The 24,912-nt window shown below is 71.2% G+C and carries 19 protein-coding genes; 7 read left to right on the forward strand and 12 right to left on the reverse strand.

Annotation, left to right across the window (positions count from 1 at the left end):
* Positions 1-38: 38 nt before the first annotated feature.
* The 3 genes from O3438_RS09730 (at position 39) to O3438_RS09740 (ending at position 3,807) form a co-directional block, all read left to right on the forward strand.
* Positions 39-1,271, forward strand: a complete 1,233-nt coding sequence (locus O3438_RS09730) for an MFS transporter (RefSeq protein ID WP_269679656.1) — start codon at positions 39-41, stop codon at positions 1,269-1,271.
* Between the two features lie 110 nt (positions 1,272-1,381).
* Positions 1,382-2,185 carry an SGNH/GDSL hydrolase family protein gene (locus O3438_RS09735; protein ID WP_269679657.1) on the forward strand — a complete coding sequence of 268 codons (804 nt, stop codon included), beginning with the start codon at positions 1,382-1,384 and terminating at the stop codon, positions 2,183-2,185.
* 116 nt (positions 2,186-2,301) lie between these two features.
* A complete protein-coding gene (locus tag O3438_RS09740) occupies positions 2,302-3,807 on the forward strand; it encodes a DUF4419 domain-containing protein (RefSeq protein ID WP_269679658.1) in 1,506 nt (501 codons plus the stop codon).
* A gap of 13 nt (positions 3,808-3,820) precedes the next feature.
* On the opposite strand, the gene O3438_RS09745 is transcribed toward O3438_RS09740, so the two are convergent.
* The 3 genes from O3438_RS09745 to O3438_RS09755 form a co-directional block, all read right to left on the reverse strand.
* Positions 3,821-5,446 (reverse strand): thiamine pyrophosphate-binding protein, encoded by a 1,626-nt coding sequence (locus tag O3438_RS09745; RefSeq protein ID WP_269679659.1) that lies wholly within the window; start codon positions 5,444-5,446, stop codon positions 3,821-3,823.
* Positions 5,447-5,459: 13 nt separating this feature from the next.
* Positions 5,460-6,221: a cyclase family protein gene (locus O3438_RS09750; RefSeq protein ID WP_269679660.1), complete on the reverse strand. Its 762-nt coding sequence runs from the start codon at positions 6,219-6,221 to the stop codon at positions 5,460-5,462.
* A 64-nt stretch (positions 6,222-6,285) separates the two neighbouring features.
* Positions 6,286-7,818 carry a hypothetical protein gene (locus tag O3438_RS09755; RefSeq protein ID WP_269679661.1) on the reverse strand — a complete coding sequence of 511 codons (1,533 nt, stop codon included), beginning with the start codon at positions 7,816-7,818 and terminating at the stop codon, positions 6,286-6,288.
* A gap of 140 nt (positions 7,819-7,958) precedes the next feature.
* On the opposite strand from O3438_RS09755, the gene O3438_RS09760 reads away from it, so the two are divergent.
* The 3 genes from O3438_RS09760 to O3438_RS09770 all read left to right on the forward strand — a co-directional run bounded on the left by O3438_RS09760 (position 7,959) and on the right by O3438_RS09770 (position 10,578).
* Positions 7,959-8,870, forward strand: a complete 912-nt coding sequence (locus O3438_RS09760; protein WP_269679662.1) for a GNAT family N-acetyltransferase — start codon at positions 7,959-7,961, stop codon at positions 8,868-8,870.
* Positions 8,871-8,946: 76 nt separating this feature from the next.
* Positions 8,947-9,330 (forward strand): hypothetical protein, encoded by a 384-nt coding sequence (locus O3438_RS09765; protein ID WP_269679663.1) that lies wholly within the window; start codon positions 8,947-8,949, stop codon positions 9,328-9,330.
* Between the two features lie 813 nt (positions 9,331-10,143).
* A complete protein-coding gene (locus O3438_RS09770; RefSeq protein WP_269679664.1) occupies positions 10,144-10,578 on the forward strand; it encodes a hypothetical protein in 435 nt (144 codons plus the stop codon).
* Positions 10,579-10,641: 63 nt separating this feature from the next.
* On the opposite strand, the gene O3438_RS09775 is transcribed toward O3438_RS09770, so the two are convergent.
* The 5 genes from O3438_RS09775 to O3438_RS09795 all read right to left on the reverse strand — a co-directional run bounded on the left by O3438_RS09775 (position 10,642) and on the right by O3438_RS09795 (position 16,248).
* Positions 10,642-12,768, reverse strand: coding sequence for a B12-binding domain-containing radical SAM protein (locus O3438_RS09775; protein WP_269679665.1), 2,127 nt, complete (start codon positions 12,766-12,768; stop codon positions 10,642-10,644).
* Positions 12,769-12,778: 10 nt separating this feature from the next.
* Entirely contained in the window at positions 12,779-14,176 is a 1,398-nt protein-coding gene (locus O3438_RS09780) for a TfuA-like protein (protein ID WP_269679666.1), read from the reverse strand.
* Complete coding sequence (locus O3438_RS09785; RefSeq protein ID WP_269679667.1) at positions 14,169-15,335, reverse strand: YcaO-like family protein; 1,167 nt, start codon at positions 15,333-15,335, stop codon at positions 14,169-14,171. The genes O3438_RS09780 and O3438_RS09785 overlap by 8 nt, the downstream gene beginning before the upstream one ends.
* Before the next feature lie 27 nt (positions 15,336-15,362).
* The gene (locus O3438_RS09790; protein ID WP_269679668.1) at positions 15,363-15,737 is read right to left on the reverse strand and encodes a class IIb bacteriocin, lactobin A/cerein 7B family; all 375 of its coding nucleotides are present in this window, start codon (positions 15,735-15,737) and stop codon (positions 15,363-15,365) included.
* Positions 15,738-15,885: 148 nt separating this feature from the next.
* Positions 15,886-16,248: a hypothetical protein gene (locus O3438_RS09795; protein ID WP_269679669.1), complete on the reverse strand. Its 363-nt coding sequence runs from the start codon at positions 16,246-16,248 to the stop codon at positions 15,886-15,888.
* Between the two features lie 329 nt (positions 16,249-16,577).
* Here O3438_RS09795 and O3438_RS09800 point away from each other — a divergent pair, with 329 nt between their 5' ends.
* Positions 16,578-17,357: a MerR family transcriptional regulator gene (locus O3438_RS09800; RefSeq protein WP_269679670.1), complete on the forward strand. Its 780-nt coding sequence runs from the start codon at positions 16,578-16,580 to the stop codon at positions 17,355-17,357.
* Between the two features lie 7 nt (positions 17,358-17,364).
* On the opposite strand, the gene O3438_RS09805 is transcribed toward O3438_RS09800, so the two are convergent.
* The 4 genes from O3438_RS09805 to O3438_RS09820 are packed head-to-tail and all read right to left on the reverse strand — an operon-like array spanning position 17,365 to position 24,874.
* Complete coding sequence (locus tag O3438_RS09805; RefSeq protein ID WP_269679671.1) at positions 17,365-20,397, reverse strand: ATP-binding cassette domain-containing protein; 3,033 nt, start codon at positions 20,395-20,397, stop codon at positions 17,365-17,367.
* A gap of 24 nt (positions 20,398-20,421) precedes the next feature.
* On the reverse strand, positions 20,422-22,608 hold the full coding sequence (locus tag O3438_RS09810) for an NHLP family bacteriocin export ABC transporter peptidase/permease/ATPase subunit (RefSeq protein WP_269679672.1): 2,187 nt from the start codon (positions 22,606-22,608) through the stop codon (positions 20,422-20,424).
* Positions 22,605-23,414, reverse strand: a complete 810-nt coding sequence (locus O3438_RS09815) for an HlyD family efflux transporter periplasmic adaptor subunit (RefSeq protein WP_088988886.1) — start codon at positions 23,412-23,414, stop codon at positions 22,605-22,607. Before O3438_RS09815 ends, O3438_RS09810 begins: the two co-directional genes overlap by 4 nt.
* On the reverse strand, positions 23,411-24,874 hold the full coding sequence (locus tag O3438_RS09820; RefSeq protein ID WP_269679673.1) for a SagB/ThcOx family dehydrogenase: 1,464 nt from the start codon (positions 24,872-24,874) through the stop codon (positions 23,411-23,413). Before O3438_RS09820 ends, O3438_RS09815 begins: the two co-directional genes overlap by 4 nt.
* Positions 24,875-24,912: the final 38 nt, after the last annotated feature.

The following is a 24,912-nucleotide window of genomic DNA, read 5'->3' on the forward strand; positions in this document are numbered from 1 at the left end:
GTGGCCCCGCGACGACGGTGACCAGGAACGGGGTGTCCATGACGCCGGAGGTGTCACCGCGCCGGGCCAGAGCCGTGCTCGTCGCGCTCTCGCTCGGCGCGTTCGCGTTCATCACCACCGAGCTGCTGCCCGTCGGTCTGCTGACGCACATCGCTCCCGACCTCGACCGCTCCCGCTCGCAGGTGGGTCTGCTGGTCAGCGGGTACGCCATCGTGGTCGTGCTGGCCTCCGTACCGCTGGCCCGGCTGACCCAGCGGATCCCCCGGCGTCACCTGCTCGGCGTCACGATGCTCCTGTTCGCCGCCGGCAACGCCACCGCCGCGCTCGCCCCGACGTACGGTGTGCTCGCCGGCTCCCGTCTCGTGACCGCCCTCGCGCAGGCGCTGTTCTGGTCCGTCGCCACGGCGACGGTGACCGGGCCCTTCCCCGTCGCGGTGCGCGGCCGGGTGGTGGCGCTGTTCGCCGCCGGTGCGACGCTCGCCCCGGTGCTCGGCGTGCCCCTGGGCACCTGGCTCGGGCAGCAGGCCGGGTGGCGGGTGGCGTTCGCGGTGCTGGCCGGGGTGGGTCTGGCCACCGCCGCGGCGGTGTTCGTCCTCCTCCCCTCCTATCCCCCGGCCGCCGGCGGCGCCGCGCGGGGCACGGCACCGGACGGCCGACGCTTCCTCCTGTTGCTGGTCGCGACAGCGCTCGGCATCGGCGGCTTCATGACCCTGCAGACGTACGTCACACCGTTCCTGCTGGACGTGAGCGGCTTCGGCGACGCGATGCTGGCACCGCTGCTGTTCATCTCGGGCGCCGCCGGCGTCGTCGGCACCTTGGCGGCGGCGCGAACTCTGGACCGCTGGCCGATCGTCTCCCTGCTGACGCCGCTGAGTGTCGGCACCGCCTCGCTGTTCGGTCTGTACGCGCTCGGCGCGCTCCGACCGGGCGCGGCAGCTCTCCTGGCCGGGATCGGCCTCGGTTACGCGGCGTTCGGCTCGGCCGTGCAGAACCGGATGCTCCACCTCGCTCCGGGTAGCACCGACATCGCCTCGGCCGGTGTCAGTACCGCGTTCAACGCCGGCATCTGCGGTGGTTCGCTGCTCGGCGGCGCTCTCCTGTCGACCTCGGGGGCGCGCCCACTGGCGTTCGTCGGCGGGCTGTTGACGCTGACCGCTCTCGTCCTGCTCGCCGTCGACGCGCGGCGGGGCCACGGCGAGCCAGCGCCGACCGGTGTCGATCTGGGCACCAGCCCCGCGACCGTCGGGCACACGGCTCGGCGCTCCGACTGAGTCTCGCCGCGCGGCACTGCGGGTGAGGGGGCCTGACTAGGGGTTATTCACCGGCGATATCTAGTGTTGTCTATTCCACACCGAACCTCCTACCCCCATCGGAGCGCGACGTGCGGAAATCCCGTCTGGCAACCCTCGCCCTGAGCCTGGCCACGGCCCTGGGCACCACCCTCACCCTGGCAGCGCCCGCCCAGGCTGCTCCCGCCGACCACTACGTCGCCCTCGGCGACTCCTACTCCTCAGGGGTGGGCGCCGGCAGCTACACCTCCGAGAGCGGGTCCTGTCAACGCAGCACCAACGCCTACCCGGCGCTGTACAACACCAACGTGCGACCCGCGTCGTACCGCTCGGTCGCCTGCTCCGGTGCCACCACCACGAGCGTCGTCAACACCCAACTCAGCGCGCTCAGCGCCACCACCACCCTGGTCAGCGTCTCGGTCGGCGGCAACGACGTCGGGTTCGCCAACATCATGACCACCTGCGTGCTGTACGGGACCACCGAGTGTGTGAACGCCGTCCAGACCGCCGAGAACAAGGCCCGCGCCGACCTCGGCAACCTGTTGGCCACCGTCTACAACGGAATCCGCACCCGAGCACCGTCGGCCCGGGTGGTGGTCGTCGGCTATCCGGTCTTCTACCAACTGGGCACGACGTGCCTCGGGCTCAGCGCCACCTCGCGCGCGAAGATCAACGAGGGCATCAACCTGGTGGACGACATCATCCGCAGCTCTGCCCAGGCCGCCGGCTTCACCTTCGCCGACGTCCGCTCGCAGTTCGTCGGACACCAACTGTGCAGCTACGGCGAGAAGTGGCTGCACGCCCTGAACATCACCAACATCGGTGTCTCGTACCACCCGACCGCGGCTGGTCAGTCCAGCGGCTACTACCCGGTCTTCCGCTCCGTCGCCGGCTGAGCTGACACCAGGGGTACGCGGGGCTCGACGCCCGCGTACCCCGCAGCTCGTCAGCAACGCCCCTTGCCACCGGCAGCGGACAATGCGTCCGGCCAGCCAGGCGTTAGTCTCACGCGATGGTGACCTTCCGGGTCGACGAGGTGAGCCAGGCGACCGCCGGCCTGCCTACCCGACCGCTGGCCGAACTGTTCGACGACGTGTTGGTGTTCGGCGGCGACCCGGCACAGCCGGTGCTCGTGCCCAACGGGGTGCATCCACTGCTCGACGCCGTCGGGCGCGCCTTCGCCGATCATCGTCCGCTGGTGTTGTCCCCCGACGCGGTGTGGTTGACCATCCTGGAAGGGGTTGCCCACCACATTCGGTTGCACGCCGAGGAGTTGCGTCCCCGCCTGGTGAGTCACGCCGGTCGCAAGCGGCTCACCGTGACCATCGACGGGCAGATGCCGAAGGACGCGGCTTCCTGGCAGGACCTGGTGGACTCGTTCCACGAGCTGCTCGCCGCCGAGATCAGCGACGCGGACCTGTTCGAGTGCGACTTCTCCACCAGCACTGACGTCGACCGGGTCGCGGGACGAATCGCCCTGCTCGACGCCTACTCGCCGTACTTCTCGCTCTGGATGGTCTGCGTGTGCGGGATCCCGTCGATCACGCTGACCGGCACCGTGGCGGACTGGCAGAAGATTCGCACGCGGGTGGACGCGATCGCCGAGTTCGGCCTGGAGCAGTGGTGCCACTCGCTCGCGCCGATCGCCGACCAGTTCGTCCGCGCCGCGGCGGGCGACGTGGACGTGCCATTCTGGCAGCGGATCTACAACCCGGTCGACGCGTACGGCGGTGACCTGGTCACCGGCTGGGCGGCGCGGCTGTACCCGTACCTTCGCGGCGCGGGCATGCTGGACCGGCCGAACCCGCTGCTGGAGTTGCCCATCGACGAGCCCCGCGACGTGACAGTCGACGGACGGCGCTCCTACGACGGTCCCGGAATCCGCACCGATGAGGTCGCCGCGTCGTTGTCGCGAGCGATCGTCAACGTCAACGACGGGGTGACGGGCGAGAACCTGAAGGTCGCCCTGCACGGCGGCCTGGTCGGCATCGCGCAGGACGACGACGGCGGGCTGCGACCGATAGCCGGCTGGCACCTCGCCACGAGCACGTTGGAGATCGACGACGTGCTCGACCGGATCGAGCGCGACCACGAGACCACACCACCGCAGCCGATGAATTCGATGTACGCGCCCGCCGACGTCGTGGCGCTCTACCGCCGCATCGGCGCCGCCACGCTGTTCGACACGTGGCGTGTGCTGCCGGCTGACGAACACACCTGGGTCCAACGAGACCGTGGTCTGCCGATGCTCCTGACGATCATCGAGTTGCCCGACGGTCGGAGGATCTGCGCCGCCTTCGACGACGAGACGCAGTCGGCCCACTGGATCCTCTGCCGGGTCGAGGAGGCGACGGGCGCGGACGAGTCCGACTACTCTCTCCGCCTGGCCGACGAGCCCGCCGACATTCCGGTGTACGGCACCTCGCTCGCGCACCTGCTCGACACTGCCCTCGACTCCGAAGGCGACATCTCCCACCTGGAGACCGGTCGACTTCACCAGCTCAGACAGCCCTGGTGAGGCCGGCGACGGCTCAGTGGCCGCGAAACGCCTCCTCCAGCCACCACGACCCCCGCGCGGCGCAGACCTTCGCGTCGACCACCAGCGGCCGGGCACGGGATCCGGCGAGCCACTCGCTCACCGGCCCGAGGTCGTCGACGGTCCGCACGGTCACCCCGTCGCAGCCGTAACCACGGGCGATGGCCGCCAGGTCGGTGTCGGGGAAGGTGACCGTCTCCAACGGGTGACCGTCCGGGCCGAAGTGGTGCACCTCGGCGCCGTACGCCGCGTCGTCGTAGATCACCACGAGGAGGGGCAGCGCCAGCCGGACGGCGGTCACCAACTCGGTGGCGGACATGACGAAACCGCCGTCGCCCACCGCGGCGACGGTGAGCCGGTCCGGCCGGGCGACCGCCGCCCCGAGCGCGCTGGCCAGGCCGAGCCCGACCGACTGGAACGCCTGGGTGAAGCAGAACCCGGCCACGTCCGGCACGTCGAGCCACATCGACGGGTAGCCCATGAAGTTGCCGGAGTCGACCACCACCGTCCGGGCGGCCGGCAGCAGGTCGTCCAGGGCGGCCGAGAGCGTCCTCGGGTCGATCGTCGACTCGTCGCTCTCATCCCGGTACGGGACCGTCCGCCACCGGCCGTGGTCGCGAATCCGCTGGGCCAGCTCCGGCGTACGCCAGCCGCTGACACCCGTGGCACCGGCGTCCAGCCGGTCGAGTACCGCCTCGGCGACGGCCGTCACCTCACCGGCCACGGTCAGGTCCACCGGGCGGTTCACCCCGAACGCGGCCGGGTCGTGGTCCACCTGGACGACGACAGCGGTGGGCGGGATCAGTTCGCCGTGCCGGGTGGTCCACATGTTCAGCGTGCTGCCCCACGCGACGACCAGGTCCGCCGTGCCGACCAGTTCGGCGGCGAGCGGGGTGGCGAAGCCGCCGGCCACGTCGAGATACCACGGGTTCCCGGCGAACAGGCCCTTCGCCGCGGCCGACACCGCGAGCAGCACGCCACACGCGTCGGCGAGCCGGGTCAGCGGCTCCCGGGCGGCCCGCGCACCCCGACCCGCGATGAAGACCGGCCGACGTGCGGCTCGCAGGGCGGCCAGCAACGGCTCGACCTGCGGCTCGACGGCCGGGGCCGACGCGACCACAGGGAGTGGACCGGACCACGGCTCGACAGCCGCTCCCTGAACCTCCAACGGGAGGCCCAGCACCACTGTCGCACCCCGGGCGGCGGCCCGGTACGCCGCGCCCGCGTCCTCCGCCGCGTGCGTCGCGCGTACCCGATGGAACTCGGCCCCGACCGAGGCGGCGAGCCCCGGCAGGTCGATGAAGAAGTTCGACCGGGGCGCTGTCGCCTCCGGGGCCAGGACCACCATCGGGGTACGGCTCTTCGCGGCCTCGGTGAGGCCGGTCAGCGCGTTGGTGACACCCGGACCCTGGTGCACCGAGAGCAGGCCCACCGTCCCGGAGGTGCGGGCGTACCCGTCCGCCATGCTCGCCGCGCCGCCCTCGTGGGCCGCCGCGACGAACCGGGCCCCGGCCGCCACCAGCGCGTTGGTGACGTGGAAGTTGCCGCTGCCGACCACCCCGAAGACACACCGTGCGCCGTGTTCGTAGAGAACCCGCCCGACCACCTCGGCTACCCGCATCGGTGGCCCTGTCCTACCGTTCGACGAGCGCGAGGACCCGGCACGGGCTGCCGGACCCGGAGACGATCGGCAGTGGTCCCGCGATCACCACCGCGCCGGTCGCCGGCAACTGCGCCAGGTTACGGAGTTGGGTCAGGCCGTACTTCTCCTGGCCGAGCAGGAACGAGTGGCACGGGAACGGCGGGTCGAACGAGTGCGCGGCACCCGCGTCGGTGCCGACCGTCTCCACCCCGACGCCCTGGATCGGTGACTCCTCGGCCAGCCAGCGTGCGCACTCCACAGAGATGCCCGGGGTACGACCGCCGTTCGCGTACCGCTCCGGGTCGTCGCCGTACGCGTCCCAGCCCGTGCGGTACAGCAACCAGCCACCGGTGGGCAGGGCACCGTGTTCGGCCTCCCACGCCTTGACGTGCTCGACCTCCAGCAGGAAGTCCGGATCGGCGGCGGCGTCGGCGGTGTGGTCGATCACCACCGCCGGGGCGATCAGCTGGCTCACCGGCACCTGCGACACGTCGGCGCCCTGTTGACCGGTGACCCAGTGCACCGGGGCGTCGAAGTGGGTGCCGGTGTGCTCACCCGTGGAGAAGTTGTTCCAGTACCAGGCCGGACCTCTGTCGTCGTACCGGCTGATCTCGCTGAGCTGGAACGGCCAGGTCTGGCCGAACTGCTCGGGCAGGCCCAGGATCGGGGTCTGGTCCGAGAGTGGAGCGGTGAGGTCGACAACCTGGATCCGGCCGCTGGATAGAGCGGCGACAAACTCCTGCAGCACCGTCATGCGGCGACGGTACACCGAGCTTCGCTCCACGATGGACTTGTGAATGCAGTGTGTCGACGGGGAATCAGGCCGCAGCCAACCTGCGCAGGACCTGCCGCATCTGGTCGATCGGGAGGGCCGGGTTGGCCGCGGCCGCCCCAGCCAGTTCACCGTCGTCGAGAAGTGCGGTGAGCCGCGTTGCCGGGAGGCGAGGGCTGCCCGCCATGGCCTGCCGCACTGTCGCATCGGGGTCGGTAGTGAGGCGTTCGACGAGCTCGGGGTCGGCACGGGGGTCGAGGGCGACAAGCCGCCGTACCGCCGGGTCGAGGTCGTCGGCGAAGCGGGCCAGTCCCTCGACGGGAAACTGCGGCAGTTGGCGGAGCCGATCCCGGCCGCAGCAGTGGTACTCCAGGTAGCAGCGAAGCAGGAGCGCCGGCGGCGCGGCCGGGTGGTGCTGAGCGAGCAGGACCCGTACGCCAAGGTCGGGGTCGTCAGCGAGGACGGTGACGACCTGCGCTGGCAATTCGGCGTTGCGGGCCGCTCGGCGGCGCAGCAGCGGATTGACCGATCGGGCCCACCGCAGCGCATCGGCGAGCGCCGGAACGGCAGCGTCGGCGGAAGGCGGGATCCCGTGGCAGCGAGCGGCCGCGAGGCCGAAGTGTCCGTCGCCCGGCGCAGTGGTGACGTCGATGCGGATGCCGGCCCGCTGCTCTTCGGTGAGGCAGGGATGGGTGGAGACCTCGGTGCGTACCTCCACCGCCGGGTCGGCGGCGAGCGCGAGGAGCTGGCCGCCGGTCAGGTCCAGACGACCGCTGACTGCCTGCCGCACCGACGGTTCGGGGTGACGTAGCAGCCTCTCGACCGCGTCCGGTGGTACTGACGCATTCCTGCCCATCACCCCCAGCGCCGCGACGTCACCGCTGGCGAGCACCTGGTCGACCAGCGCCCTGGACAGCGGGCGCTGGAGCACGTACCAGAATGCGTGGGAGTGCTGGTCCGGCAGGTCCGCAGGTTCCATCACCTGCTGCTGGCGGGCCACGGCCGCCGTAGCGGCCGCACGCACCTCGGGCACCGCATCCTCCAGCAGCGCCTGGCGCAACCGCTCGTCCACCTGATCCAGGAGACCGGCCGCGTACCGGCGCACACCCGGCCGACGGTGAGCGGCGGCCAGCCGCACCAGACGTTGGTCATACCCCGTCGCCGCACGCAGCTCGCCGATCAGCTCCTCGCGGCTGAACGGCAGGTCGGAGGGCGGATCGTCGAGCTCGGTCAACAGGCCGACCAGGACGTCATCCGGCAGCGCCTCCTGACCGGGCCGACCGAACGCGCGCATCCTCACCCACCAATCCGCGTCGCCCAGCAGCTTGGCGCGCACCAGAGGGTCGACGTGCGGATGGCTGGCCAGCGCTGCGCGGATCCGGGTCGAGGGATGACGCAGCATCGCGTCCTGCAACGGCGGCGGCAGCTCTCGGCGGCCGCGCAGCCCTTCGCACGCGTCCTCCGGCCACGTCTCCACCAGACGCAGCAGGACGTCGGCCGATGCTGTCGGATTCCTCGCCAGCCCTCGAACCAGCGGTGCAGGTGAGGGAGATCGATCCAGCAGGGCATCACCGGTCATCGGTGGCACCCTACGCCCACGCCAGGGCACGCGGTGTCCGCTGATCGGCAACGCTACGAGCGCTGATCGGTGAGTGCTTGCGGATGTTGGGCCACGTAAATTCCGTGTCGATGTGAGACATCGATGGTTAACGTACGCGGATGAGCGCTACCCGGATGGCCGGCCTGCGGTTGCGGTTCTTCACCGACCCCGGAGAGTTCCTGGCGGTAGCGGACGACTACCTGCGTGCCGATCCGATCGGCTGCACCATCGTCACCACCCACACGCACCGGCTGTTGTCGCAGCGTAATGCGGGGGTTCCGCACTCGGACCGCGACTGGTGGCTGGCGGTCGTCGACGACTTTGGCGCCGTGGTCGGCGCCGGAATGCGCACGACGCCCTATGCCCCCTATCCGCCGTACCTGCTGCCCATGCCCGACGGGGCGGCCGTCGCGCTGGCCCACACGTTGCACGGGCGCGGCGAGGAGGTGCTCGCTGCCAACGGGGCCCTACCCGCAGTCGATCTGTTCGCCACCGAGCTGACCCGGCTCTGCGGGGGTCGAGCCCAGGTCGCGCAGCACATGCGGCTGCACGAACTCGGTGAGCTGATCTGCCCACCGCCCGTGCCCGGCCGCCTGGTGGTCGCGACCGAGGACGACGTGGAACTGGTCACGCGGTGGTACACCGCGTTCACCGGCGACGCCGACGAACAAGCGGGTCGACCGCGCGGCACCAGTGCGCACGACGCGCCTGAGCGCGAAGAGCTGCTGCGCCGGCTTCGAGCCGGACGGCTGTGGTTCTGGGTCGACGAGACCGGGCAGCCGGTGCACCTCACCGGTGCCAACCCACCGTCGTTCGGGGTGGCACGCGTCGGCCCGGTGTACACGCCGCCGAGCCAGCGCGGGCGTGGTTGGGCCAGCAACGCGGTAGCCGAGGTTTCCCGGCAGATCCAGGCGGAGGGCGCACGGGTCTGCCTGTTCACCGACCAGGCCAACCCGACCTCGAACAAGATCTACGCTGCCCTCGGCTACCGACCGGTCGTCGACATGGCCAACCTCGTCATCGTCCGCTGACCCCGCACACGTCGGGCAGGGAAGGCATCGGTCACCGTTTGCGGTGTCCACGAGCGAGAACGGCAGGGGTACGGCAATGAGCCTCGACATCTCGGTGTGGGTACCGGACGACGACGCCTACGCCGGGCGGGGTGTTGTCGATGATCCGCCGGACAGCAGCACTGCGTTCGGGCCGGAAGGCGCCCGTCACAAGCTGTGGGGTTCCACGGCCGTTCGGCAGCTCGGTGCGACGTTCCTGCCTCGACTCGCTGACATCACGGTCGAGAACCGGGGCAATCTCCAGATCCTGCCGGGCCAGTTGCACGCCTTCGAGCAGGAGTGCGTGGTCCTGGCAGAGAACGTCGCGCACCTGTCCGTAGCGACTGGATACGACGCGGATCGCATCCTCCACTACCTGGCCAACGTGCGGAGCGCCGTGGAGCGTGCCAAGGCGGTACGCGGCGGCGTCATCATCTGGTAGCTGCACCAAGCATGGAGCCTGGCGACCACCGTGTCGACGAGCGCAGCACAGTGGGCGCCGTCGAGCCCGTACTCGTCGTAGAACGCCTGTAGCCGGGTCGCCTGAACCAGCGTGTCGCCGAAACCGTCGGCGTTGCCGGGCGCAGTCATCGGGACCCAGCGGTACGCCGCGTAGGCGACTTTCCATCAGATGCTGCAACGACTCCCGCCGCCCCGGCGACACTGCGATTCATGGGCGCGGCTTCCTGCACCGGGAGATCTCCTCCACGTGCTGGCGATGGTGCTGCCGAACCATCTCGGTCCAGACTTCCTGGTCGTAGTCCGGATCAGGCGCGACCCACCTGTGCGGGTTGTCGCTGTAGTCGAACCGCTCGTCGCCCCGCTGGGTCAGACTCACCAGCCCCGGGCCGGCCCTGTTCACCGTGGCCCGCCAGCGGGTACCGCAGATCACCCGACGACCCGGCTTTCCCGAGCCGATAGGCCACCTGCTCGGGACGACCATCTGGGACGCAGACGAGGTAGACGAGCGCGCCAAGCACAACCGTCCATGACGTCCGACCGAAGGCCACGACGGCCACTGATACGGCGTCCTGTTCAAGGCCCTCGATCGCCACGCAGCGCCGAGCACCGACGGACTTACATGATCAAGTGATGAAAAGTAGGTCGCAGGGCCATTTCTGACCTACTTTTCATCACTTGATCATGTCCGACAGTGGAGGGCCGGCCGGGTCGTGCCAGACGAGCCGCCTCCGTGCTCTGCAACACGGCGCTGCCCGACCTCATCTGACAGCACAGACCCACTAGCCTCGGCGTGATGGCAGCAGAGGCGGCGGGATCGTTTCGTCGGACAGCGATCGAGCGATCAGATCAGCGCGTCGCGTGGGAACGGGCGGATCAGGCCTTTTTCGCAGCCGGAGCGTGTCACATCCTCGCCTGGGTCTGTCGCGCTTCGTACCCGGACCGCGTGATCGAGGTGACGGCGGTGCGGCTGGTGGGCGAGCGGCACGTCTTCCACGTCTACGCGGTCTGGGAGGGTTGGGCGTTCGATCATTCCGGCTGGAATCCCGAGCCGCAGGTGCTCGCCGTCAACGCACGCTTCGAGGGGCACCCGCTGGAATCCGTCAGGATCACAAAGGATCTCGCAGAGTTCTGCGCGGATCACCACCACCGTATGCCGGACCAGTACTGGCGTGACCCGCTCCCACGTGCTCGGGCCTACGTCGGCAGGCATTCTCCGCCCTGGGCATAGCTGGCTGGTTGATCGCACCGGGCCGGATGCGAGTTGCCCCGTCCGCCGCACCCGGCGGTCGGGTCACGGCGTCGCCTCGCTCGGGAGTTGGTGGCGGCGGATCAGCCGCTGCCCGATGAAGGTGCGCCAGACCCGGTCGGCGACCGTCGGTTCGACGATCCACAGCCGACGTTGCGCGTCGGCGAGGGTGAGCGGCGCGGCGAAGAGGTCGAGGAACAGTCGGCTGCTGCGGTTGAGCGCGTACACCTGGCCGTCGGCCCGACGGAACAGGTGCCGGTCCGCCGGCAGGTCGCCCGGGACGCCGTCCTGGTCGTCGGACCGGATCCGCCGGTACGCCTCCCAGACCTGCTCGTCGTCGCGGTCCACGAAGGTGCCGTTGGCGAGGAACTGGGTCTGGTCGTCGGTGTCGTGCCGGACCCGGTCGTGGGCGAGCACACCGCGTACCGCCGTGCCGTAGCGGTCGTGGTAGAAGAACGTGTGCGGGGTGTCGGTGCTGCCCAGCCACGGACGGTGGAAGTGCCCGGGGTTCAGACCGGCCTTGGCCTGGGCGACCTCCTCCTGCGCCGCCTCGGTCACCGGCTCGTCGTACTTCAGCATCCGGACGATGTCCGAGCCCTCCACCGGTCGCACGTTGGTGATGCCGAACCGGTCCGGCTCCTTGGCGACGATGGCGCCCGGGGTCAGCATGAAGTCGCCGAGCCCGCCGAGGGTCCACAGGTCCGGGTTCTCGCGCAGGAACGTGATGCTGTCCAGCGCCTCTTCGCGGGTCTCGGTGGGAAAGCCGGTGAAGCCCATCATCTGTACGCCGATGTTGGCCTTGGTCATCGCCGTCATGGTGCGGCGTACCTGCTCCGGCTTGGTGCCCTTGTCGATCAGGTCGAGGATGCGTTGGTTTCCGGACTCGAAGCCGACCGAGATGGCCACGCAGCCGCTGCGCCGCAACAGTTCGCACCGCTCGTCGGACCAGTACTTCTCCAGCCGGATCTCGGCGCCCCAGCGGAAGTCGAGCCCCTGCTCGACGGCCCGTTCGGCGAAACGCAGGATGGTCGCGGGGGCGAGCACGTCGACCGAGAAGTAGATGAACTTGGCGAACTTCGACAGCTCGGTGACGTCCGCGATCATCGTGTCCACGGTGTCCTGCCGCCACGGGCTGGTGGGTCCGTCGGTGTTCAGGCCGTAGTCGCAGAACGTGCACTTGTTCCAGTAGCAGCCTCGGGTCGGCGAGTAGTAGACGAACTTCTCCGGGCTGAGGTAGAGATCCCAGGGCAGGCCGGAGAAGTCCGGGACCGGCACCTGCGCCAGGCGTTCGTAGCGCAGGGGCAGCTGACGCTGCCGGCCGTACTTGGGGTGCAGGCGGACGTTGGGGTGCCCGGCCGGCAGGGTACCGGTCGCCACCGCGTCCAGGATCTCCGTGTACGCGCTCTCCCCCTCGCCGACCACTATCGCGTCGAAGTCGGCCAGCACCTGGAAGACGTACTCCGGTTTGCTGGCGCACTTCCAGACGTCGGAGATCTCCGTGCCGCCGGCGACGAGGAAGACGTCCGGGCAGGCCTGCCGGACGAGCCGGGCGATCCAGAGCGCGAAGGGCAGTTGCCACTGGTAGGTGGCGCTGATCCCGATCACCTGGTTTCCGCCGGCGGCGAGTCGTGGGATCAGCACGTCCTCGTAGTACGGCTGGAAGGGCCGGTTGAGCCGGCCGAGCAGTGCCTCGTCGGTCAGCGCGGCCACCGAACCGATCGAGATCATCGGCGGTGGGTGCAGCCGGAAGCCGGCGTGGAACTGCCCGGGGAACCCCACCGCGCCGAGCGTGTCCATCCAGGAGATCACGCCCTCGACGGCGTCCTGGTAGTGCCGGTAGTCGTAGAACAGTGTGGGGTCCTGCAACACCCCGATCGACCTGCGCAGCCGGTCCGGGTCGGGCTCGGGCAGGTTGAGCAGGTTCGCCTTGGCCATGAGCGCGTCGGGGCCGCTGAGGTCGTCGACGGAGAGCCGGGACAGCTCCCGCTGCAACCACTCGTACGCGGACGGGGTGTACGAGTGGTGGAACGCCTCGATGTTGGCGTCGATGATCTCCGCCGGTCGGTGCCCCTGCGCGCGGGCGTACGAGTCGAGGTAGTTCAGGGAGTGGTATCCCGACGTCGGATCGGTCAGTGGGGGGTAGATCAGTGCCGCCTTGACGGTGCCGCTCATCGACTCCTCCTCAGCCGACCCGGGCCGCGGAACCGGCCAGGGTGTTGTCCGGCGCGGGCTGCGCCACCTCCGGCAGCCGTGGGGCGCCGAACGCCTTGACGTACGCCACCAGTGGTTCGGCGGCGTACCGGAACGCCATCAGGTCGACGAAGCCCCGGTCCCATGCCGCCGCTTCCAACCCGTCGGTGTCGCAGCCCCAGAGCGCGGCGAAGCACGCGTCGACGACCTCGGTCCTGAAGTGCAGCCGGCTGCCCGGGCGACGGTGCCCGGCCGTACGCGGGACGACTGTCTCGTTGAGCGACGCGGCGGTGGCCGCGACCTGCCGCGCGGCGGCGAGCAGCGCGGGGGTACGCAGCGGCGCAGCGACCATCCACAGCGCCAGGCTCCGGTGCGGCGTGGTGCCGAATGCCCGCACCAACACCCGCAGCACCGCCTCGCGGTCGTCGAGGCCTCGTTCCCGGTCGGTCAGCCAGTCGTGCTCGCTCGGCAGCACGGTGGCCAGTCCTCGCTCACGGGCCACCTCGTACGCCCGTTCCTCGGCGGCCGGGTCGGCCACGTCGACACCGGCCAGCCCGGCCAGCACCTCCCGTCGGTGCCAGGCCGGCTCCTCGGGGTGCAGCAGCATCAGCACCGCTGCGGCCTCCCGGTCGCTGACCCAGTGCCCACCGGTCGACTGCCCGGCGAACCGTGATCGCCAACTGTCGAGGAAGCGGGTGTGCAGGTTGTCGATCGGTTGGTCACCGGCGTGCGCGGGGCACAGCTCGGGGGCGTCGTCCGCCGCCATCGACAGCAGCAGCCGCGCGTCGGCGCCCTTGGCGTCCCAGGGGTCCCGCCGGTGCCAGGTCACGAATCGGTCCACCAGGGCCGCCAGTTCGGGTGGCGCGGTGCGCTCCAACGCGCGGTACGACCGCCGCCGGAAGGGCAGCTCCCGGGCGGCGTCCAGCAGCAGTGCGGCCTCGGCGTCGTCGAGCATTCCGGCGGCGACGGCGCGGCGCAGTTGGACCCGGATGTTCACCAGCGGCTCACTGAGCGTGCGGTGCCCTTCCTCGGCGGGCCCGTGCACCACCGCCACCTCGTCGTCGCCGGTCACGACGCCGTCGCGGTAGAGCTGGAACACCTCGCCCACGCCCCGCATCCCGAACGGCCACAGCTCCGCGGCGCGCAACGCGCCCATGCTGGCGGCGCCGGCCACTGTCACCCCACTGTCGAGCAGGTCGAGGATCTCCCGGTGGCGGACCGGCGGGTGTTGCAGGAAGAACCCGTCGATGACGAGCACCCGGTCGCCGGCGACGACGTCCAGGCGGAGCAGGTCACCGTGCGCGACGGGCGGCAGCACCACCGCGTCGGGCAGCAACCGGCCGACCTCGTCGATCGGCAGGCTCGGACCGATGAAGACGACGTCAGTCACGGGGCACTCCCGGTCGGGTACTCAGGGCCCGCTCGTCGAACATCCGCAGGCCGGGGGCGAACACCTTGCTCACCGCGATGCCGATGTCGTCGTGCGTCAGGTCGACGCTGAACGGCTCGACGCCGGTGATCCGCTGCACGCGGGATGCCAGCTCACGCAGCACCTCGGTCACGTCTCCCGTGGGCGGGAGGTCCTGACGGACCGGCTGGACGGGCCGGTCGACGGTCGGAGGCGGCACCGGCGGGGCAGCCACGTCGTGGTACGCGGTGGCGTCGATGTCGTCACGTGCTCCGGAGACCATGACCAGGCGTGACTGGGCGGCCTCCGACATGGCCCGGCCGACGGCGATCTGCGGGTCCACGTGGCAGCCGAAGCCACCGAAGGTGACCGGTAGGTCCGGGGACCAGATCGACGCGGCGTAGCAGGGCACGCCGATCGCGTTGGTGATGTCGCAGATCTCCACCCAGCAGCCCGCCTGCAACAGCGCGTCGTGCACGGTGCGGGTCATCGCGTTGGTGGCGGTGCCCGGGTCGGCGTAGGTGCGCTCGGCCAACGGCGAGGTGCAGTACGGGGCGATGCAGTCCCGTTCGACGACCTCCAGCAGGGCGTGCAGGCTGGCCTCGGCGAAGGTGTTGCCGGTGGCCAGGCCGTTGCTGCTGGGGGTGAACAGCGCGCGGTCCCAGCCCCTTCGGATGGTGAAGTCGAGTTCGATGGTGGCGCGTGGCACCAGACAGGGCGCACCGGTCACCAGGCCACGGCCGGCCACCCAGTCGAGCTCGACGGCGGAGGTCACCGGCGACCGCTCGGCCAGGTGCAGCCACCGCACGTCGTACGGCAGGTCGAGCGCCGCGGCCGGGGACCGCACGACGGTCCCCGGCCGGAGGTTCTCGGCATGCCAGGACTCGATGCTCTCCATCACCGCGCTGACCCGGGACTGCGTCGCGGTGGCGCCGGTGCCGACGCTCACCGCCATGGTGGCTCCCACCGGCCGGTAGGCGACGTGCACCGGTAGGCCGATCTCGTCGAGTCGGGTGATGTCGGCGACCCGGGTGATCCGGAATCGGTCGAGCATCCCACCGACCCGTTCCCAGGTCTGCTCCACGCTGGCCGTCCGGTAGGTGCCGGATCGGAAGGCGATGGTTTCGGTCGTGTCAGTCATCGAGGCTCCCGGCGGTGGTGGGGGAACTCAGAGGATGAGGACCGCGATGATGTTGACGTTGTTGTCGGCGATCGGGGCGACGCCACCGGCGACCGTCTCCAACTCGGCCTCGGTCAGCTCGTTGAGGTCGACCAGCGGCACCTCGGGCACGTGCAGCACGTGCAGGCCGGGCGTGCCCGCCCAGTCGGAGACGATCTGCTCCTTGGTGTAGAGCGTGGCGGGCTGGGCGCGGTCGACCTCGACCCGGGAACCGGGCTCGACCGGCAGGCCGGCCGCCGTGGCGTAGCCGGTCGGGTCGGCGAGCAGGCGTTGCAGTTCCTCGTCGCTGCGCCACACCGCGGTTACCAGCTCCGAATACTTGGTCACGAACCTCGCGCCGAATTCCTGTCCGTCGTTGCTCATCGTTTGGTCCTCTCCTGGGGAACGCTGCGGGGGCGAGCGGTCATTTCTGTGTGGAGAACGCTAAGAAGATCGAGGTTCGGCAATCAAGCATTTCGTGTTACTGCCATCAGAATCTGCCGTTTGGGCCGCCGGGCGGCAGACATCGGTGTCAGGTGCAGCAGCACGGGCAGCAGCAGGCGCAACTGGAGTCCAGACCGGCGACGACGCTGTCCAGCTCGTCCTCCGCCAGCTCCGCCTGGGCCACCGGCAGCAGCGACGGCACGAAGAGCACGAAGGTGCCGGTGGTGGCCGCCGACTCCCACGACTCGACCTGAACCTCCAGGTCAGGATCGGTGTCGGCGGCGTCCCGAACCACCCGGACCTGCACGTCCTCGGGCAGCTCGAGTCCGTAGCCGGCGAGGAACCCGCGCGGGTCCCGACCGAGGGCCTGCTCCTTGACCGGGTCGGCCCAGACCTCGGCGACCAACCGGCTGTACGCGGCCACGAAGACCGCACGATCGACAGGTGTCACACCCCTGCTCCCTTCGATGATCGGCCGCCGGCGGCGACGCCCCGGCGTCCGGCGGCGCGGGCTTTCCGGGCCGCCGGTTTCGCTTCATCGTGGGCCACCGGCAGATCCGGGCTGCGCCACGAGCGGGGATTTCATCGAATGTGGCCGCGAATAGGTCACCCTGCGGCGAAAGCCGGGTAATTGGGAGTCGGCGGCGTGCGACGGATTGCGATTCTAGAGACTGTCATCACTGTGAACAAGTAGTAATTCCTCGCCTGTTACGGCCCGTTGATCGCACCTAGGCTGCGATCAACGGACCGCCCGTCCTGACAGCGGTCCGACGGGGTGCCATGTTCCGCCACCGAGTGCTGCCGGAGGCCACCGTGACCATCAACCAGGTGACGACGACGCCCGGCGGCCCGGCCGGGTACAGCGTGGAGGAACTCGCCCGCAAGGTCGGGATGTCGCCTCGCAACATCCGCGCCCACCAGGCCCGGCGGCTGCTGCCCCCGCCGGTGCGGCACGGTCGGGCCGCCTTCTACGACGACTCCCACGTCCGCCGGCTGGACGCGATCCTCGCCCTGCAACGGCAGGGCTTCAACCTGGTCTCCATCGAGGCGATGCTCGGGGTGCGGGCCAGTGACGACGCGCCAGACGGTCTGACCGCGATGCTGCAACGGCTCACCGCCGACCGTCCCGCGCTGGCCCACGCGCTGACCCGGCACGGCGTGATCGGCCGGACCACCGACGGCAGCGTCCGCACCGTCCGACCACGACCGTTGCGCGCCGCGCTGGACCTCCACCGGGTACGCGTGGGTACGGTGCCGGCACTGCAGACCCTCAGTGAGGTGCTGGACAGCCTCCGGCCGGTCGCTGACGAGCTGGTCGCCGCCGTCACCGCCCGACTGCTGGCCCTCGCGCCGGAGCTGGTGCGCAGCGGCACCGGGGCGTCCTGGGCCGACCTCGACCGGGAAACCCTGTTACTGACCCAGGGTGTGGTCAACGTGCTCACCGAGGCGTTCCGGCTCGCTGCGGAGAACCAGGCCGAGACGCACGTGGCGGAGCTGCTGGAGAACCACCTCGACACGGACGTGTGCCTGGACGACGGCACCGTCATCGACAACGGCTGACCGGGGGTCAGCTCGTCGCGGGCTGCCCGTCCGACTGCCGGTCCTCCACCACGGCCTCGGCCCGGTCCGGCTCGCTCAACAGTTGTCGCCGCGCCAACCTGTGGAACAGCCCCTCCGGTCGGTCCATCAGCTCGTCGTAGCTTCCCCGCTGGACGATCCGCCCCTCGTCGAGGACCACGATGGTGTCCGCCGCACGGACCGTGGACAGCCGGTGGGCGATGACCAACCGGGTCGCGGCCAGGGTGGCGGTGCTGCGGGTCACCACCTCCTGGGTGCGGTTGTCCAGGGCGCTGGTCGCCTCGTCGAGGAAGATGATCCGGGGCCGGGGAGCCAGCGCGCGGGCGATCAGCACCCGCTGGCGCTGCCCGACGGAGAGCGTCCCACCACCGAAGGGCACCATCGTGCTCATCCCCATCGGCAGGGCCTCCAGATCGTCGGCGAGGCCGGCCATGCGCGCCGCGTCCCAGACCTGGTCCAGGGGGAAACTCCCGGCGCCGCAGATGTTGTCCCGTACCGAGCCGGCGAAGAGCTGGCCGTCCTGCAGGACCACCCCGCACTGTCGGCGGACCGCGTGCACGTCGAGTTCGGAGAGGTCCTGGCCGTCGTAGAGCACCGCGCCCTGCTGCTGGCGTTCGAAGCCAAGCAGCAGCCGCAGCAGGGTGGACTTGCCGCAGCCGCTCGGCCCGACGATGGCGACGAACTCACCCGGACGGACGTGCAGGTCGATGTCGACGAGCACCGGCGGCTCGTCCGGCTGGTAGGCGAAGGTGACCCGGTGCAGCGCGATCTCGCCGCGCAGCTCGCCCGGGTCCACCTTGTCCGGCCGCGCCTCGGGGTCGGCGCGCAGGATGTCGTTCAGGCTGCGCAGCCGGGGCACTGCGGCGATCACCTCGACCCCGGCCGACACCAGCACCAGCAGCGCGCCGAGCAGCATCGCGAAGCCGACGTTGAGGATGAAGAAGTCGGCGGGTGCGATCCGGCCGGCCAGCGGCCCCATCAGCACGGCGAAGAGGACCAGCTGCCCCGCGATCGGCAGCACGGTGGCGAAGGCGACCAGACCCGCCTGGCTCTGCCGGACCCGTTGCAGGGCCGCCCGGGCCGTCGCGGCCACCTCCGACCAGCGGGCGTGGGCCCGGGCTTCGGCAGCCGCCACCTTGATCTTGACGATGCCGCCGAGCAACTGGTTGGTCATCGCCGCCGCCCGGTGCTCCGCGGGCAGCGCGGACCGTTGCTGGCGGACGATCAACACGGCGAAGGCGCCGAAGGTCAGCATTGTGACGGCGACGATCCCCGCCCCCCACAGACCGAGCACGGGCTCGACCACGAGGAGCATGCCGAGGGTCACCGCGACGGTCGCCGCCGCCGAGACGAGCTGTGGCAGCAACGCGCTCAGCGCCTCACCGACGAACGAGATTCCCAACATCGAATTGGCGATCTCGCCGCTGCTGCGGCCGGTGAAGAACCGGGCTGGCAGACGCAGGAGCCGGTCCCAGATCGCCAACTGCGCGCCGGACTGCAACCGGCCGTCCAACCGCAGCAACCGTAGGTTCTGCACCACGCCGACCAGCCCGGCGACCACCGCGGCACTGAGCATCAGGGCGACGAACCCGACCAGGCCGTCCACCTCACCCCGCCGGGCCAACTGGCCGAGCACCTCGCCGGTGGCCAGCGGCACCCCCAGGCCGAGCAGCGCAACGCAGGCTGCGGCGAGCAGCAGGCCACGAACATCGCGGCCCGCGCCGACGAGCCCGGCCCGGAGCAGGTGACGCATCCGGGCGCTCGGCGGCAGTGGGGCCTGCACCTGGGTCGCCTCGACGGCGAACGTCGCCGCGACCGCCGCGCTGATCGGACTGCGCGCGCGGGTGTCCGGGTCGACCTGGTGGTAGCGACGTCGCCGAAACACCAACGGCACCGCGACGGCCCGCTCCGGGTCGACGCCGACCCGCCAACCCACCAGCGGCCCGAGGTCCCGGCGCCACCACCGCTCCGGTAGTCGCACCTCACGCAGGAACAGGCTGGACGCTCGGGACACCGCGTGCACCGCGGCCCGGTCGTCCAGCACCGCGCCACTGCGGTCGGCCGGCTCGTTGACCGGGCTGCCCAGGCCCTCGGTGACCACCCGGACCACCGAGGCGGCCCGCCCGTACCTGTCGAAACCGGCCTCGGTGTCCGGCACCGGAACCGCTCCGCCCGCGCCGATCACCCCGATCGACCGGCGGGCCGCCGCGGCGAGCACGGCGGCGTCGACCTGCCGGCGACGCCGCACCCCACTCAGCAGGGCGGCGTCGGCCTCCTCGATCCGGCTCTCCACCACGCGCAGGAGCCGGGCAACGTGCTGGTCGACCGCCGACCGGAGCTGGCCGGCGACCAGCAGGTCCCAGCTGCCGTGGCTCTCGACCGCGCACGCCGACTCGGCCACCACCCAGTCGCGCTCGGCGATCAGCAGCAGCTCGTGCTCCCCGGACATCTCCACCGGGCCACCGTCGTTGCGTCGCAGCTGCCCACCGGCGCTACGCAGCCACCAGGCGCCTCCGGTGGAGGTGAGCGCGCTACCCTGCGCCAGCGAGACGATCTCGCGCCCGCTCAGGGTGGACGCCTCCCGGGGTGCCTGCCCGCGACGGAGCGCGTCGGCGACGGTGACCAACACCAGGTCCACCGCCGTGACCATCTCCGTCGCGGCGGTCCGCGCCCGAGGCGACGGCCCCTCGTCCGCCGGCCGGTCGAGCCGGACGTGCCGCTCCAACAGGGACAGGTGTCGCTGGGACAGCCCGCGCAACTCCGCACCGGGCAACGGCACCAGGATCAACTGCCAGGCACCGAGCGCGGTGGACGTCGGCACCAGACCACCCGCCGGCAGCCGGGCCACATGGTGGCGGCGGGACGGGCTCAGCCCGGCCCGGCGCACCGCGAACAGGTCGGCCTCGCCGCCGGTCACCAGCCAGCCGGCCACCGGGCCGTCCAGGCGGCAGACCTGGCGTACGCCGTCGGCGCAGTAGCCGATCAGGCCGCCGCCCGGGTCCTCCTCCACCGCGCCGCTCATCAGCGTCTCCTCGGGTCGTCGTGGTCACTGGTCCCGGACCAGCCGCGCGTACGCGCCGTCGCGGGCGACCAGTTGCTCGTGGGTGCCGCGCTCCACCTCCCGGCCGCCGTCCAGCACGACGATCAGGTCGCAGTCGCGGACCGTGGACAGGCGGTGGGCGACGATGAGGCAGGTCGCCCCCCGCCGGCGCAGATGCATGTCGATCCGGCGTTCGGTCTCGGCGTCCAGCGCGCTGGTAGCCTCGTCGAGCACCAGCACACGGGGGTTACGGACGAGCGCGCGGGCGATCTCGAGTCGCTGCCGTTGGCCACCGGAGAAGTTGCGGGCGTTCTCCCGTACCGGACTGGCCAGACCGCCCGGGCGGGCCGCGACCTCGTCGTAGAAACACGCGTCGGTCAGCGCGGTGACGACGTCCTCGTCGGCGACGCTGAGGTCCCACATCGTGACGTTGTCCCGGACCGTCCCCTCGAACAGCCGTTGGTCCTGGTCCACCAGGGCGACAGTCGCCGCCCAGAGACCGTCGTCGGTGGCGGGACGGTCGAGGCCGTCCACAGTGACCCGGCCGGTCCACGGGCGGTAGAGCCCGGCGACCAACCGCCCCACCGTCGACTTGCCGCTGCCCGACCGCCCGACGAGCGCCACCCGGGCACCCGGTGGCAGGTCCAGGCTGAAGTCCTCCAGCAGTGGACGGCCCAGCGGGTTGTAGCCGAAGGTGACGTTCTCGATGCGTAGATGCCCCTCCAACGGCGTCAGCGGTCCGGCGGCTCGTTCCTCGGTGTATGGCAGTGGATAACGCTCCACGTCACGCAGCCGGTTGAGGTCGGCGCTCATGTCCTGCAACCGGGAACCCAGGGCGGTGAGGTTGCCCAGCGGTCGGTTCATCGCGACGGCCAGGCTCTGCATGGCGACCAGCACGCCGACCGTCATCGACTCCGCCACGACCTGTCGACTGCCCAGCCCGAGCAGCACCGCGGTGGTCCCCGAGGCGAGGAACGCGGGCAGGACGGAGAGCACAGCGGTGGGCACCCCCAGCCGCTGCTGCCGGGAGGCGACGGTGGCGTGCCGCGCCGCGAACCGGGCCACCGCCCGCTCCTCCTCGCCCCCCGCCTTCACCGTCTCGATCAGCTGGACCGTGGTGTACACGGTGGTCACCAACTTGCTGCGATCCGCCTGGAGACCGGCGACGGCGATCGACCTGGTCGAGGCGACGTAGCGCAGCACCGTGACGTTCAACCCGGCGAGGACCACCGCGCACAGGCCGAGGAGGAGGTCGTACTGACAGAGCAGCGCCCCGTACGCCAGCACGAGACCGGTGTCCACCACTGTGGTGGCCGCGCGACGGGTGAGCACCTCGGCGACCACGTCGTTGCCGCGGACCCGCTGACCGAGATCGGCGGCCTGGCGCTGGTCGAAGAACGACGGGGGCAGCCGCAGCAGATGTCGGAAGAACCGGGCGGCGCTGGCGAGGGCGAGCGCCGTCTCCGCGCGTACGGTCAGGCGTTGCTGGAGCAGACTGGCGAGGAAGGTCAGCACGGTGGCCACCGCCACCGCCGCCACCAGGCCGGCGAACGCGGCCTGGTCCTCCTGAAGCAGCACCCGGTCGACGAAGACCTGGGCCATCACCGGGATGGTCAGACCGACCACGGCGATCAGCAACCCGAGCAGCAGCATCTGCGCGATCGCCGAACCCGGGCCGCGCCACCGCTGGGCCAACGCCCGGACCATCCGGTAACGGGTGCCGCCCGGGCGGAACTCCGGCCCGGGTTCCATGGTGAGCACGATGCCGGTGAAGGCCCCGTCGAACTCCTCCCAGCTGACCGCCCGGGGGCCGGTCGCCGGATCGTTGATGAAGACCTTGTTCCGGCCGAGTCCTTCCAGCACCACGAAGTGCTCGAACCGCCAGAACAGCACCGCCGGCAGCGCCACGGTGGCCAGGCCGGCCAGGTCCATCTGGAAACCCTTGGCCACCATCCCGTACCGGCGGGCGCCCTTGAGCACCGTGGCGGCGGTCGAGCCGTCCCGACTCACGCCGCACACCCGGCGCAACTCCTCCAGCGGCACGTGCCGGCCGTGGTGGGCGAGCAGGATGCCGAGCGCGGCGGCGCCGCACTCCACCGCCTCCATCTGGATCAGGGTGGGCGTGCGGACCCGCCGACGCCGGATCCTGGGCAGCTCCGGTGCGTTCGGGACCGCTGTCGACGGCGCGCTCATCGCCGCAGCAACCAGTCGATGGGGTGCTCCTCGTCCACTGTGAACCAGGCGGTGACCTCGCTCGCCGAGTTGAGCTGGAACGGCGGCGGCGTCTTCGTCCAGCGCAGGCCGCCCGGAGCGGCCGGGTCGGGCTCCAGGGCGACGGTCACCCGGATCACGCTGCCGTGCGCCAGCAGCCGCCGCACGTCCGGCCCGGTGCCCAGGAAGGCACGCAGCGACGCCTCGGTCTCCGGGAACGCGCCGACGGTGGCGACCTGACCGGCCAGGGTGCCGAACACGTTGCGCGGTGCCGCGGCGGCGGCCACTTCGACGGGTACACCGGGTTGCAGCAGCGGGGCGGCGACGGCCGGCGCGTACACGACGGCCTGCAACGCGTCCCCGGCGGTGTCGAGCCGCTCCAGATCCGCCAGGTGCGTGCCGGGGGTGACGATCTCCCCCTCCGACACCAGCCAGGCCACGACGTACGCGTCACCCGGCGCGTTCTCCACCACCACCTTGCCGTCCATCGTGCGCAGGCTGTAGAGAGGAGTGCCCTTGGCCACCCGCTGGTGTGGGGACGCCCAGACCTTGGTGACCTGACCACTGTCGATCGCGTCGAGGGCGGAGATCCCGTTGGAGTGGATCAGCACGCCGGCCGCCTCGACGGTGCGGGGCACCACTGTGCGTACCGACCAGACGCCGGCGGCGACCACCACGATGACCAGCGCGGCGGTGGCCAGCCAGTGCGGCACGGTGGTCAGCCGGACCGCCCGGTCCAACTGCTCGGGGGCCTCCAGCTGGCGCAGCGCCTGTCGCCGGAACTTCATGACCGGCCCCCCGTTGCGGGTGGGCCGGCGGCGCGGCGCGAGCCGAGCAGGAAGTCGGCCACGCTCGGCTCGACCAGCGGGTCGAGCCCGGACATCTCGGCGAAGGCCTGGGAATCCCCGGCGCCGAGAGCGCACGGCGCCAACTCCATGGCGGTGGCGACGAGATACATCTGCTGGGTCAGCACTCCCGCGTCCTTGAGAATCATGGCGTAGCTCATCCCTTCGTACTTCCACATCAGCCGCTGGACCCGGGCGGTGACCACCAGGACCGTCTGCGGCGGCCGGGGCATGGCACCGGCCGCCCGGGCGTACGCCAGCAACCGGTCGGCGGCCGCCCCCCAGCCGGCGACCGGTTCCAGCCGGTGCCCGACCGCGTCGTAGTGGTAGAGCCCGGGGTCGAGCCCGGCGCACCGCGCGACCAGCGGGTATATCTCCAGCTCGTAGACCCCGCCGCCGCCCGGGTAGGGCCGATGACCGACCTCCTGCCCGCCGGCCTCGCCGACGGCGCTGGTGTGCTGCGACCGGTACAGGAACTCCGCCAGCCGCTCCAGCGGCAGCGGCACGGAGTCGTCGTGGTCGCGCACGCTGCGCCGCTCCGCCACGATCTGACTGAAGGCGGGTTCCACCTTGGCGATCGTCGCCAGGTCCGGCACCGGCAGGTCGATCGCGCGATCGCCGTCGTACGGGCGACGCAGCGGTTGTGGGGCGAAGCGTTCCCGCATCCGGTAGGTGCCCCCCACTGGCAGCGCGTGCCGGCCGGCCCGGGAGCGGTGGTGCAGCCGCAGCTCCTCGGGCGACCAGTAGGCCAGTGGCGCGTCGTCGCACTCCGCCTCGAACTCCGCTTCGGTGACCAGGATCCGGGCGGTGGCCAACTCGTCGAGTACCCGGCCGGCGGCCGCCGGTCGCACGCCGAGCGTGCGGGCCACCGCGTCGGGTCCGACGCCGGGTACGGCGGCGACCAGCACCGCGCCGATTGCGACGTCGGCGCAGCCGACGGCGAGGGTGCTCAGCGGCGAGGTGGCCACCAGCCTGCCCTGTTCGTGCTGGAGGGTGGCGAAGCGGGAGAGCCGGTGGCGCACCCCGGGTGTGTGCGGGCGGCTCTCCGGCAGGCTGCCCCGACCCAGGCCGGTGGGAACCAGGTCGAGCAGAGCACGGTCGTCGACCTGGAGGCGGCGCTCCAGCCAGGAGTGGGCGAGCAACCGGCGCAGCAGCAACTGGGCGGCCAGCACCCGACTCTCCCCCTCCAGACCGCTGATCAGACGGCCGACCTCGACGTCGCTGACCCAGTCGGCGGCGAGTTGCAGGAGCAGTGCCCGCCGGCCCATGCCCGGTCGCTCCAGGGTGAGCTGGAAGCGGGTCTGCCGCAGGGTCAGCGAGCCGTCCTCGTCGAGGCGCAGTTCCGCGTCGCGGCGCAGCCGGTACGACTCCTGGATGGGCGGGCCGCCGACGGTGCCGCTCACGACTCCCGCCGACCGGCCGGTCTCACCACGGTGGTCAT

The sequence above is a fragment of the Micromonospora sp. WMMC250 genome, from assembly GCF_027460215.1.
Classification (GTDB): Bacteria; Actinomycetota; Actinomycetes; order Mycobacteriales; family Micromonosporaceae; genus Micromonospora; species Micromonospora taraxaci.

Bases quoted from the DNA above. Each gene is read 5' to 3' on its own strand.
- O3438_RS09730 (WP_269679656.1), top strand. From the start codon at position 39: ATGACGCCGGAGGTGTCACCGCGCCGGGCCAGAGCCGTGCTCGTCGCG.
- O3438_RS09740 (WP_269679658.1), top strand. From the start codon at position 2,302: ATGGTGACCTTCCGGGTCGACGAGGTGAGCCAGGCGACCGCCGGCCTG.
- O3438_RS09745 (WP_269679659.1), bottom strand. From the start codon at position 5,446: ATGCGGGTAGCCGAGGTGGTCGGGCGGGTTCTCTACGAACACGGCGCA.
- O3438_RS09750 (WP_269679660.1), bottom strand. From the start codon at position 6,221: ATGACGGTGCTGCAGGAGTTTGTCGCCGCTCTATCCAGCGGCCGGATC.
- O3438_RS09755 (WP_269679661.1), bottom strand. From the start codon at position 7,818: ATGACCGGTGATGCCCTGCTGGATCGATCTCCCTCACCTGCACCGCTG.
- O3438_RS09760 (WP_269679662.1), top strand. From the start codon at position 7,959: ATGAGCGCTACCCGGATGGCCGGCCTGCGGTTGCGGTTCTTCACCGAC.
- O3438_RS09765 (WP_269679663.1), top strand. From the start codon at position 8,947: ATGAGCCTCGACATCTCGGTGTGGGTACCGGACGACGACGCCTACGCC.
- O3438_RS09770 (WP_269679664.1), top strand. From the start codon at position 10,144: ATGGCAGCAGAGGCGGCGGGATCGTTTCGTCGGACAGCGATCGAGCGA.
- O3438_RS09775 (WP_269679665.1), bottom strand. From the start codon at position 12,768: ATGAGCGGCACCGTCAAGGCGGCACTGATCTACCCCCCACTGACCGAT.
- O3438_RS09785 (WP_269679667.1), bottom strand. From the start codon at position 15,335: ATGACTGACACGACCGAAACCATCGCCTTCCGATCCGGCACCTACCGG.
- O3438_RS09790 (WP_269679668.1), bottom strand. From the start codon at position 15,737: ATGAGCAACGACGGACAGGAATTCGGCGCGAGGTTCGTGACCAAGTAT.
- O3438_RS09800 (WP_269679670.1), top strand. From the start codon at position 16,578: ATGTTCCGCCACCGAGTGCTGCCGGAGGCCACCGTGACCATCAACCAG.
- O3438_RS09805 (WP_269679671.1), bottom strand. From the start codon at position 20,397: ATGAGCGGCGCGGTGGAGGAGGACCCGGGCGGCGGCCTGATCGGCTAC.
- O3438_RS09810 (WP_269679672.1), bottom strand. From the start codon at position 22,608: ATGAGCGCGCCGTCGACAGCGGTCCCGAACGCACCGGAGCTGCCCAGG.
- O3438_RS09815 (WP_088988886.1), bottom strand. From the start codon at position 23,414: ATGAAGTTCCGGCGACAGGCGCTGCGCCAGCTGGAGGCCCCCGAGCAG.